Here is an 11698-nt window from a genome sequence, read left to right on the forward strand (position 1 = left end):
GCGCTGTGGCGCGCTGTGGCCCCACCCGATCCCATCCCGAACTCGGAAGTGAAACGCAGCTGCGCCGATGGTAGTGTGAATTCTCATGCAAGAGTAGGTCACCGCCAGGGGCTTTATCCCTCAAACGCCTTCCCATCCGGGAAGGCGTTTGTCTTTGTGCGTTTTGAAAACAATTCGTGCTGAAAAGCCCATAAAAACAGCTGTTTTTTGCCCGGCGAGTCGGCTTCTTGGCAGAGGATTTGGCCGGCATCGGCATTCCGCTCCCTGCCGGTGGGCGTTCGAATGGACGTCCAAACGCTGCTGGGCAGCAGTTGGCGCGTGGATCACGCGGCCATGGCGCGATCGTCTTGCCTGCGCCTGAATGAGTACGCGAAGTGGGATGCCGCCTGGCGCACGAATTTGCGATGATCAGAGATCCCCTACCGATCATGTGACGCGTATGACGACTCCCCAGCAGAGCCGCCTTGGTCCGCTTTCCTATCTGATTTTCTCTTCCCGCTGGCTGCAGTTGCCGCTGTATCTGGGCTTGATTGCCGCCCAGGCGATCTACGTGGTGCAGTTCATACGCGAGCTGTGGCATCTCATCGACACCACGTTGCTCGGTCACGTTGCCGAAGGTGCCGGTGCGGAGAGCGCCGAGACGACCATCATGCTGACTGTGCTCGGCCTGATTGATGTGGTGATGATTTCCAACTTGCTGGTGATGGTGATCGTCGGCGGCTACGAGACCTTCGTGTCGCGCCTGAAGCTGGAAGGTCATCCCGATCAGCCGGAATGGCTTTCGCATGTGAATGCGACGGTGCTGAAAGTGAAGTTGGCGATGGCCATCATCGGCATCTCGTCGATCCACTTGCTAGCGACCTTCATCAAGGCCGATACGCTCAATGCCGAGACCATCAAGTGGCAGGTGCTGTTGCACCTGGCGTTCGTGGTGTCTGCGCTGGCCCTGGCCTTCATCGATCGCATCATGCAGCCGGGCGACAAGGCCGCCGCGCACTGACGTCGTCGCGGATCGAACTGCTACGCTTGGCCTATCAGCCAAGCGCAGCAGGGGCCGGCAGACGTGGAAAAGCGCTACATCCTTGCCCTTGATCAGGGAACGACGAGCTCGCGGGCGATCCTGTTCGATCATTCGGGATCGGTCGTCGGCGTCGCGCAGCGCGAATTCGCCCAGATCTTTCCGCAGCCGGGCTGGGTCGAGCACAACCCACGCGAGATCCTCACCAGCGTCTTGGTCACCGTGACGGAGCTGCTTGCGAATACACAGGTGGATCTCGGCGAGGTGGCCGCGATCGGCATCACCAATCAGCGCGAAACCACTGTGGTGTGGGACCGGGCGACCGGCCAGCCCATTCATAACGCGATCGTCTGGCAATCGCGCCAAAGCCTGGATATCTGCGAGCAGCTGCAACAGGCCGGGCACGAAGAACTCGTCCGCGAGCGCACAGGCCTGTTGATTGATGCCTATTTCTCGGCGACCAAGCTCCGCTGGATCCTCGATCACGTGGAGGGTGCGCAGCAGCACGCGGAAAACGGCGAGCTGCTGTTTGGCACCATCGACAGCTGGCTGATCTGGAATCTCAGTGGTGGTACCACGCACGTCACCGACGTAAGCAACGCCGCCCGCACGCTGCTGTACGACATCCATCGTCGCTGCTGGGACGACGACCTGCTCGCCATGCTCAATATCCCCCGTGCAATGTTGCCCGAGGTGCGATCGAGCAGCGAGGTCTACGCCCATACGGCGCCTGCCCAGTTCTTCGGTGCGAGCGTACCGATCGCCGGAGTAGCGGGTGACCAGCAGGCGGCGCTGTTCGGGCAAGCCTGCTTCAGTCCCGGCATGGCCAAGAACACCTATGGCACCGGCTGCTTCATGCTGATGAATACGGGTGAGCAAGCCGTATCGTCGACGCACGGTCTGCTCACCACCATTGCCTGGCAGCTGGGCGAGCGGGTGGACTATGCGCTGGAAGGCAGCATCTTCGTCGCCGGCTCGGTGATCCAGTGGCTGCGCGACGGCCTGCGCATGCTGGGCAAGGCATCCGACTCACAGGCCTATGCGGAGCGCGTAGCCTCAAGCGATGGTGTTTACATGGTGCCGGCCTTTGTGGGCCTCGGCGCGCCCTATTGGCGCAGCGACGTGCGCGGAGCGGTATTCGGCTTGAGCCGCGGCACCACCAAGGAGCACTTTGTGCGCGCCGCGCTGGAATCGATGGCCTACCAGTCGCGTGACGTGCTCACGGCGATGGAAGCGGATGCGGGCATCTTGTTGAAGGAACTGCGCGCCGACGGCGGCGCCATCTCCAACGATTTCATGGCGCAGTTCCAGAGCGACATGCTCGGCGTGCCGGTGCTGCGCCCGCGCGTGCAGGAAACCACGGCGCTCGGCGCTGCGTATCTGGCGGGCTTGGCCATCGGCTTCTGGCAGAGCTGCGAGGAGATCGCCAGCTTGTGGCAGGTGGATCGCCGCTTCGAACCGCAGATGCGCGAACCCGAACGGGACGGCCTCTATCGCGGCTGGCAGGAGGCCGTGAACGCCACCATGGGATTTCGCGTGGGCTGAAAACAGACGAGGCCTCCATGGTGGAGGCCTCGCTGTTGGTTCGCATCGGAACGACGAGCGGTCAGCCGATCGCGTAGCCGAACTGCTCTTCGAATTCCTTGGAGAACGACGCGTAGTCGAAGTGCTGATTCTGCGTGCCCGGATGCTCTACCTTCAGCGCACCCATTAGCGAAGCCATGCGGCCCACTGTCGGCCAGTCCTTGCCCTTCATGATGCCGAAGATCAGGCCGGCGCGATAAGCGTCGCCACAGCCCGTCGGATCGATTACCTGGCGTTCGCGTGCCGGCGGGATCTCGTGGATGGTGCCGTCGGTATAGATCTGCGAGCCGCGCGGACCGAGCGTGACGATATAGGCCTTCACGCGCGAGGCGATCTCCTGCGCGCTCCAGCCGGTGCGCTGCTGCAGCAGCTGCGATTCGTAATCGTTGACGATCACGTAGGTGGCTTTCTCGATCATCGCGCGGAACTCGGCGCCGTCGAACAGCGGCATGGCCTGGCCCGGGTCGAAGATGAACGGCACGCCGCGCGCGGAGAATTCGTCCACATGCTGCAGCATGGCGTCGCGGCTGTCAGGAGCCACGATGGCGAAGCTGATGTCAGGGATGTCGCGCACGTGGTTGGTGTGCGCGCTCAGCATGGCGCCTGGATGGAAGGCGGTGATCTGGTTGTTGTCCAGATCGGTGGTGATGAAGCACTGCGGCGTGAACTGGTCATCGAACACGCGCACGTAATCCATGCGGATGCCGCACTTTTCCATATGGACCTGGTACGGACCGAAATCCTGGCCCACCGTGGCCACCGGCAGCGGGTCGGCGCCCAGCAGCTTCAGGTTATAGGCGATGTTGCCCGCACAACCGCCGAATTCGCGGCGCATGCGCGGCACCAGGAACGACACGTTCAGGATGTGAACCTGATCGGGCAGGATGTGATTCTTGAACTGATCCTGGAACACCATGATGGTGTCGTAGGCAAGCGATCCACAAATGACGGCTGACATGATGCGAGGATGGTCCCTGGCAGATGAAGTGGCAGTCCGGGCGGCGCTTGCGCCTGCCTGGCTCAAAGTTCCCGATCATACCGGTAACTTGACTCAACCGCGATGTTCCTGCGCCTGACGGCGTGCTCGACCGGTTCCGTAAAGTCAGACAAAAGACACGTAAAAGTCTCATATCACAGCGTAAACAAAGGCTTTCTTAACGAGAATGTCCTTGCGGTCCTGGTGCATGCTGACTAGACTGGCCCGCTTACTTTTTAGCCACAGCCGGACTACGGCGGACCCATGTTCAAGAAGTTTCGCGGCTTTTTCTCCAACGATATTTCGATCGACCTAGGCACGGCCAACACCCTTATTTATGTAAGGGGACAGGGCATCGTCCTGAACGAACCATCGGTGGTCGCGATCCGTCAGGACCGTGGCCCGGGTGGTCCGCGCGCGGTCGCCGCAGTGGGCAGCGACGCCAAGAAGATGCTGGGCCGAACCCCAGGCAACATCGCCACGGTGCGTCCGATGAAGGATGGCGTGATCGCCAACTTCTCGATGACCGAGGCCATGCTGCAGCACTTCATCAAGCAGGTGCACAAGTCGCGCATGCTCCGTCCGAGCCCGCGCGTGCTGGTCTGCGTACCCTGCGGCTCCACCCAGGTGGAGCGCCGCGCGATCAAGGAATCGGCCGAAGGCGCCGGCGCGCGCGACGTGTTCCTGATCGAAGAACCCATGGCTGCGGCGATCGGCGCCGGTATCCCGGTGCATGAGGCGCGCGGCTCGATGGTGCTGGACATCGGTGGCGGCACCTCCGAAGTGGCGGTGATCTCGCTCAACGGCATCGTCTACTCGCAGTCCGTGCGCGTGGGCGGCGACCGTTTCGACGAGGCCATCATCAACTACGTGCGCCGCAACCACGGCACGCTGATCGGTGAGTCCACGGCCGAGCGCATCAAGCTGGAAATCGGCTGCGCGTTCCCGCAGACGCATGTGAAGGAAATCGAGATCTCGGGCCGTAACCTGGCCGAGGGCGTGCCGCGCATGTTCACCATCAACTCCAACGAGGTGCTGGAAGCGCTGCACGAGCCGCTGTCTGGCATCGTGGCGGCGGTGAAGTCGGCCCTCGAGCAGACCCCGCCGGAACTGTGCTCCGACGTGGCCGAGCGCGGCATCGTGCTCACCGGCGGTGGCGCACTGCTGCGCGACCTGGATCGCCTCATTTCCGAGGAAACCGGCCTGCACGTGCAGGTGGCCGATGAGCCGCTGACCTGTGTGGCCCGTGGCGGTGGCAAGGCGCTGGAGCTGATCGATCAGCACGGCAGCGACTTCTTCGCTCCCGAGTAACCCACACGACAGGGGCGGGTTAGGCCATGGCGCTTGCGCGCGAGGAATCCTCGCCCCTGTTTGCCGGTACCGTTGCCGGTACCCTCAGGCTCATTCTCTATTTAGCGCTGGCCATGGTGCTGATGGTGCTCGACCATCGCAACGGCTGGATCTGGCGGCTGCGCTATGCCACCTCGGTGTTGGTCGAGCCGGTGTACCGGTTGGCCAGCCTGCCGGCGTCCGGCATGCATACGCTCAGCGTGGCCTTTTCCGACCGCAAGATGCTCACCGAGCAGAACCAGCGTCTGCGCGAAGACCTGCTGCTGGCAAACGCCAAGCTCAACCGCATGGCGGCCGTGGCCGAGCAGAACGAGCGCCTCAAGCAATTGCTCGATACCCAGCACAGCCTTGACCTCAACGTGCAGCTGGCCCGCGTGATCAACGTGGACCTGGGCGCCTACCGCCATCGCATGCTGGTCAACGTGGGTTCGCATGACGACGTGAAGCCGGGCCAGGTGGTGATCGACGCTCACGGCGTGATGGGGCAGGTGGTGGAAGTGATGCCGCGCACCTCGCTGGTGATGCTGGTGACCGATCCCGATAGCGCCATTCCAGTGGTGATCGAACGCACCGGCCTGCGCACCGTGGCTTACGGCACGCGCGACGGCGACCTGTTGAGTCTGCCGAATATTTCGATGGCATCGGACGTGCATCCGGGTGACAAGCTGCTCTCGTCCGGCTTGGGCGGTCGCTTCCCGCCAGGCTTCCCGGTCGGCGAAATCCGCAGCGTGGAACCGGCCGCATCGGGCCTGTTCCTGGAAGGTCGCGCCCGTCCTGCGGCGGATCTGGATCGCAGCGACAACGTTTTGATCCTGCACGATCTTGCCGAGCCCGCCGGACCGCCGGCGCCCGCGGCAGAGGTCGGGCCGCCTGCTGACCTGGCTCCAGCACCGGCACCCGCTGCCAGTGCGGCAGCTCCGCCGCGTGCCAGCGTCACGCCGGCGCAGACTCAGCCTTCAACGACGAATCCGCCGGTGCAGCCATGAGCAAACCACGCGTCAGTCTGCTGTGGTTCGTGGGCACCCTGGTGTTCGCCGTGCTCTCCATGCTGATTCCGCTGCCGGCGCCGCTGCAGCCGTTCAAGCCGTATTGGCCGGCCTTGTTCCTGCTGTACTGGGCGCTGGAATCGGGCGACCGGGTGACGCTGGGCATGGCCTTCATCATCGGCCTGTGCGCGGATCTGCTCGACGGCGTGCTACTGGGTGAGCAGGCCATGCGCCTGTGCGCGCTGGTGTTCATTGCGCTGCGCTTCCGTTCGCGCCTGCGTTTCTTCCCCATGTGGCAGCAGACGCTGGCCGTGCTGGCCTTGCTGCTGAACGACCGCATCTTGCTGCTGATCGTGCGCACCTTCGCCGGCGATGCATTGCCGCCGATGACGTGGTGGATTTCGCCGTTTGTCGGCGCAGCGTTGTGGCCGTTCCTGTTCCTGCTCATGGACGACCTGCGCATGCGCCTGCGCATCCAGTAACGCCATGGCCATACGGCGACGCTCCATCAAGGACACGCGTGGCGAAGCCGCGCTGTTCCGCGTGCGCGCCATGGTCGGCTTTGCGCTGATTCTGATCGGCCTGGGCACGCTGGTGGCGCGCTACCAGTACCTGCAGGTGCAGCGTCACGACGAATTTGCGCTGCGTTCGGAAAACAACCGCGTGAAGCCGCGCGCGATTCCGCCGGCGCGTGGCCTGATCTTTGACCGCTCCGGCGTGCTGCTTGCCGACAACGTGCCCGCATTCCGCCTGGAAGTGGTGCCCGAGCAAGTGAAGGACCTGCCAGCGATGCTGGCCGCCGTGCGCGAGGTCGTGCCGCTGGACGATGGCGACATCGACGCGTTCAAGAAGCAGCTCAAGCAGAATCGCCGCTTCGACAGCGTGCCGTTGAAATTGCACCTCACCGAAGATGAGATTGCCCGTTTCGCCATCAATCGCTGGCGTTTCCCGGGGCTCGACGTGGTGCCGTACCTGACTCGCCGCTACCCGTACGGTCCGTTGTTCGCCCATGTGGTGGGCTACGTGAGCCGCATCGACACCGACGACATGAACCGGCTCGATGCCGATCGCTACAAGGGCACCAGCCACGTCGGACGCAGCGGGCTGGAGCGTTCGTATGAAGACATGCTGCATGGCGAGCCCGGTTACGAGCTGGTCGAAGTCAACGCCGACGGTCGCGTGCAGCGTGTGCTGGAAACCCATGCGCCCATCCCGGGCAAAAATCTTTACCTGAGCATCGACGCGCGAGTGCAGAAGGCGGCCACCGATGCGTTCCAGGGGCGGCCGGGCTCGGCCGTGGCGATCGATCCGCGCAATGGCCAGGTGTTGGCCATGGCCAGCGTGCCGAGTTTCGATCCGAACCTGTTCGTCAACGGCATCAGCAAGGCCGACTACACCGGCTACATGAACGCCGAAGACAAACCGTTGCTCAATCGCGCGCTGAAGAGTGCGTATCCGCCGGGCTCGACCGTGAAGCCGTTTCTGGCGTTGGGTGGATTGGAGCTTGGCGTTCGCCGTCCGGAAGATACGGTGCTGTCGACGGGTGAGTTCTGCATACCAGGGCAGCAGCGCTGCTATCGCGATGACACGCGTGGCGGCGATGGCACGGTGAATATGGTGCGGGCCATCGAGAAGTCGACGAACACGTATTTCTATCGACTCGCCCTGGACATGGGCATCGATCGACTGGCGAGCTGGATGGGTAGCTTGGGTTTCGGCAAGAAGACCGGCATCGATCTGCTTGGTGAATCTGAAGGTATTTTGCCGTCGCGCGAATGGAAGGCGACACGCAGCAAATTTCCATGGTTCCAAGGCGAAACCATCATCGCGGGCATTGGCCAGGGCTACTGGACTGTCACTGCGCTGCAGTTGGCGCATGCCACGGCCACGTTTGCGGGACACGGCACGCCTTACGCGCCACGTCTGGTCATGGCGACCTCCGCTGTGAAGGAGCACCCGATCCCCTTGCCGAATCCGCCGTCCGGACCCTCGCTGATCCGCAAGCCCCAGGACTGGGATGTGGTGAACCAGGGCATGGAGGCCGTCGTGTATGGCCAGGGCGGAACGGCTCAACAGGCCGGCGTATTCAAGGGATTTCCGCTCAGGGTGGCAGGCAAGAGCGGTACGGCGGAACGCTTCTCCCGTCGCAGCAACGAGTACGACACCAACAAGAACTTGGCCTATCTGGCAACGCGACATCGTGCTTGGTTCATCGCCTACACACCCACGGAAGCGCCACGAATCGCCGTCGTGGCGATGCTCGAATCCGGCGCCTGGGGCGCGGCAGACGCTGGCCCCATCGTGCGCAAGGTGATGGAGGCATGGCTTGCCTCCACCGGTGGCCCGGTGCCGCCGTCGAATACGCCAGAAGGTGGCCCAGCCTCGCCGTCGAGCGCTGCGGAACTACCTGAAGACACGCCGGTGGCAACGCCTGCCGACTTGTCCGCCATGCCCGCCGAAAGCGCCAGCTCAGCGGCACCCGACGACGGAGGCAACCCGTGATCGACGAATTGCAGGTACGCCTGGTGAACCTCGTGCGCCGTGTGATGAAGCGGCCGCGCATGGACATCCCGCTTGCCCTGGGCCTGATCACGCTGGCCTGCGTGGGTCTGGTCACGCTGTATAGCGCCAGTGGCGGCAATATGGCGATGATCGGTGGGCAGGCGGCGCGCTTTGTGATGGGTGGCGTGCTGGTGATGCTGATCTCGCGCATTCCGCCGCAGACCTTGCGCACCTGGACGCCGTGGCTGTTCGCCGGGAGCGTATTCCTGCTGCTGGTGGTCGCCGGTATCGGCGAGGTCCGCAGCGGATCCAAGCGCTGGTTGAACCTTGGCGTGATGTCGTTCCAGCCATCGGAACTGCTCAAGCTCACCATGCCGATGATGGTGGCCTGGTACCTGCATCCGCGGCAGCTGCCGCCGAGCTGGAAGGACATCGTGGTGGTCGGCATCCTGATCGCGATACCGGCCGGATTGATTGCGGAACAGCCCGATCTCGGCACTGCCTTGCTGGTCTCCGCCGCCGGTGCGTTCGCGCTGTTCCTGTCGGGCATGCGCTGGTGGAAGATCGGCAGCCTGCTCGCCGTGGTCGGCGGCATGATTCCGGTGGCCTGGCATTTCCTGCACGAATACCAGCGCAATCGTGTGCGCACGCTGCTCGATCCCGAATCCGATCCGCTGGGCAACGGCTGGCACATCATTCAGTCGCAGATTGCGGTGGGTTCGGGCGGTCTGGTCGGCAAGGGCTGGCAGCATGGCACGCAGTCGCGCCTGGACTTCCTGCCCGAGCACACCACCGACTTCATTTTCGCCGTGTTCTCCGAAGAATTCGGCCTGGCTGGCGTGATCGGCGTGATGCTGCTCTATGCCTTCATCATCGGCCGCTGCCTGTGGATTGCGATGGAAGCGCGCGATACCTATTCGCGACTGCTGGCCGGCGCCATCGGCATGAGCTTCTTCGTGTATGTGTTCGTCAACGGCGGCATGGTGGCCGGCATGTTGCCGGTGGTGGGTGTGCCGATGCCGCTGATCAGTTACGGCGGTACGTCGGCGGTGTCGCTGCTGACGGGCTTTGGCGTGCTGATGTCGATTTATGCGAATCGGAAGATTCACAGGTAGCGGCACATCCAGTCGCGCACAGGGTGCGCTCCCACAGTGTCGGCCCCCTTTGTGGGAGCGCACCCTGTGCGCGACTGGTTGTCGCGAAAACGCCTGTTTTCTCCGCATCGCATGCTAGGCTTCGCCCGTAGCCGTTTACGACAGCGAAGTCATTCATGCCCTCGATTCCCGCGTCGCTCCCGACTCGTCGCCTTATCGCCGCGCTGGGCCTATTCGTCGCCGCGGCATGCATGCCGGTCTTCGCGCAAACCCATCCCGGACAGGATCAGCTGGTCAGCGAAGTGGCCCGCGATACCGGCAAAAGCAGCGCCTCGCTCAATGCCTTGCTGGATGGCGCGAAGAAGCAGCAGAGCATCCTCGATGCGATCAGCCGTCCGGCCGAGGCCAAGCCGTGGAAAGATTACCGGCCGATCTTCCTCACCCCCCAGCGCATCAATGACGGCATCGCGTTCTATCGCGAGCATCGCGCCCTGCTGGACAGTATCGGCAAGCAGTACGGCGTGCCGCCCGAGTACATCGTGGCCATCGTCGGCGTGGAAACCTCTTATGGCCGCATCACCGGCAAGTACAAGGTGCTCGATGCGCTGGTGACGCTGGGGCTGTATTACCCGCCGCGCGCCACCTATTTCCGCCAGCAGCTGAAGGTATTGCTGGAATTGCCGGAGAACCATCTGGCCGGTCCCGTCGACACGCTTACCGGTTCGTACGCGGGCGCGCAGGGCTGGGGGCAATTCATGCCTGAAAGCATCCGCGACTTTGGCGTGGACGCCGATGGCGATGGCCGCATCGACCTGAAGAACTCGTTGCCCGATATCTTCGCCAGCGTCGCCAATTACTTTGCCAAGCACGGCTGGCAGACCGGTGGCCTGGTGGCCGCGCCTGCCCGTGCCGACAGCGCCGCCAAGCCCATTTCCGTCAAGGACTCCAAACCGCAATGGCCGCTCGAGCAGCTCGAAGCGTGGGGCTACGCGCCCGTGCAGTCGCTCAATCCCGGGCAGCCCACCAGCCTGCAGTCGCTGCAGGGCGCCGATGGCATGGAGTACTGGTACACCTTCCAGAATTTCTACGTGATCACCACGTACAACCGCAGTCCGCTCTACGCGCTGGCGGTGCACCAGCTGGCGCAGGCGATTGCCCAAGGGGCCAACGGCCAGGGGAACACCGGGATGGATACCACGCAATGACCTGGCGGCTTGCGCTGCCACTTTTGTTGATGGCGCTGCTGGCCGGTTGCAGTGGCGGCAAGACCCGTCCCTCCTCAAGTCACGCCAGTGGCTCGTCGCGCGGGCCTTACTCGTCGGGTAGCAGCGGCGGCTCGTCCTCGTCCTCGCGCGGCGGCGTCAATGACGACACCAGCCGCCCGCAGAGCAGCCGTTATCGCGACGACAACGACAGCGTGCCCGTGGGCCCGCCGCCGGAAGTCATCGCCAAGCTGCCCGAGCCGGTGCCGAAAATCGAGCCGCGCGCGCTGTACGGCAACAAGTCGCCCTACACCGTGCTGGGCCAGAGCTACAACGTGCTGGCTTCGCCCAACGGCTATGTGGAACGCGGCATTGCCTCGTTCTACGGCAATAAATTCCACGGGTACAAGACGTCCAGTCTCGAGGACTACGACATGTACCAGTTCAGCGCTGCGCACAAGACGCTGCCGATCCCCAGCTATGCGCGCGTGACCAACCTGGAAAACGGCAAGAGCGTGATCGTGCGCATCAACGATCGCGGCCCGTTCCACGAGAACCGCGTGATCGATCTGTCCTATGCCGCCGCCGTGCGCATCGGCGTATGGCCCAAGGGTACGGGGCTGGTGGAAGTGCGCGCGATCGATCCGTCGCAGCCGTTGACTGCCCAGACCCTGCCGCCGCCACCGCCGCCGCCCAAACCTGCCAGTCCCGGGCCAGGTATTTTTCTGCAGGTGGGCGCATTCTCCGACACGGTCAACGCCGAGCGCGTCGCGCAGCAACTGCGATCGGCGAATTTTGCGCCGGTACAGGTGGTGGATGCGCAAATCAACGGCCGCAGTATCCGGCGCGTGCGGGTGGGCCCGCTCGCCAGCGTCGACCAGGCCGACGATGTGACCACGCGAATCGAAGGCATGGGGCTGCCCCGGCCGCAGGTCGCGGTAGACTGATGTATTGAAATTCTTGCGGCGCCTTGGCGTCGCGATAGC

The 11698-nt window shown here is 63.6% G+C and carries 10 protein-coding genes and 1 rRNA gene; 10 read left to right on the top strand and 1 reads right to left on the bottom strand.

The window, feature by feature from the left end:
- Position 1: 1 nt before the first annotated feature.
- From rrf to glpK, 3 genes are all read left to right on the top strand, one after another.
- Positions 2-110 (top strand): 5S ribosomal RNA (rrf, locus tag AC1DMY_RS00005).
- Between the two features lie 329 nt (positions 111-439).
- Positions 440-1000 (top strand): TIGR00645 family protein, encoded by a 561-nt coding sequence (locus AC1DMY_RS00010; protein WP_477163017.1) that lies wholly within the window; start codon positions 440-442, stop codon positions 998-1000.
- Between the two features lie 63 nt (positions 1001-1063).
- Positions 1064-2563 carry a glycerol kinase GlpK gene (gene glpK / locus AC1DMY_RS00015; protein ID WP_477163018.1) on the top strand — a complete coding sequence of 500 codons (1500 nt, stop codon included), beginning with the start codon at positions 1064-1066 and terminating at the stop codon, positions 2561-2563.
- Positions 2564-2624: 61 nt separating this feature from the next.
- On the opposite strand, the gene AC1DMY_RS00020 is transcribed toward glpK, so the two are convergent.
- Positions 2625-3560 (bottom strand): carbohydrate kinase family protein, encoded by a 936-nt coding sequence (locus AC1DMY_RS00020; protein ID WP_441605055.1) that lies wholly within the window; start codon positions 3558-3560, stop codon positions 2625-2627.
- Positions 3561-3842: 282 nt separating this feature from the next.
- Here AC1DMY_RS00020 and AC1DMY_RS00025 point away from each other — a divergent pair, with 282 nt between their 5' ends.
- The 7 genes from AC1DMY_RS00025 (at position 3843) to AC1DMY_RS00055 (ending at position 11659) form a co-directional block, all read left to right on the top strand.
- Entirely contained in the window at positions 3843-4889 is a 1047-nt protein-coding gene (locus AC1DMY_RS00025; RefSeq protein WP_046971370.1) for a rod shape-determining protein, read from the top strand.
- Positions 4890-4915: 26 nt separating this feature from the next.
- Positions 4916-5914, top strand: coding sequence for a rod shape-determining protein MreC (gene mreC, locus AC1DMY_RS00030; RefSeq protein ID WP_477163019.1), 999 nt, complete (start codon positions 4916-4918; stop codon positions 5912-5914).
- Positions 5911-6396: a rod shape-determining protein MreD gene (gene mreD, locus AC1DMY_RS00035; protein WP_046971368.1), complete on the top strand. Its 486-nt coding sequence runs from the start codon at positions 5911-5913 to the stop codon at positions 6394-6396. The genes mreC and mreD overlap by 4 nt, the downstream gene beginning before the upstream one ends.
- Positions 6397-6400: 4 nt before the next feature.
- Positions 6401-8416, top strand: coding sequence for a penicillin-binding protein 2 (gene mrdA / locus AC1DMY_RS00040; RefSeq protein ID WP_477163020.1), 2016 nt, complete (start codon positions 6401-6403; stop codon positions 8414-8416).
- A gap of 44 nt (positions 8417-8460) precedes the next feature.
- Positions 8461-9531 carry a rod shape-determining protein RodA gene (rodA, locus tag AC1DMY_RS00045; protein WP_477164161.1) on the top strand — a complete coding sequence of 357 codons (1071 nt, stop codon included), beginning with the start codon at positions 8461-8463 and terminating at the stop codon, positions 9529-9531.
- A gap of 155 nt (positions 9532-9686) precedes the next feature.
- On the top strand, positions 9687-10715 hold the full coding sequence (gene mltB, locus AC1DMY_RS00050) for a lytic murein transglycosylase B (RefSeq protein ID WP_477163021.1): 1029 nt from the start codon (positions 9687-9689) through the stop codon (positions 10713-10715).
- Complete coding sequence (locus tag AC1DMY_RS00055) at positions 10712-11659, top strand: septal ring lytic transglycosylase RlpA family protein (RefSeq protein WP_477163022.1); 948 nt, start codon at positions 10712-10714, stop codon at positions 11657-11659. The genes mltB and AC1DMY_RS00055 overlap by 4 nt, the downstream gene beginning before the upstream one ends.
- The last annotated feature ends 39 nt before the right edge of the window (positions 11660-11698 follow it).

The sequence above is a fragment of the Dyella sp. 01L423 genome, assembly GCF_056399945.1.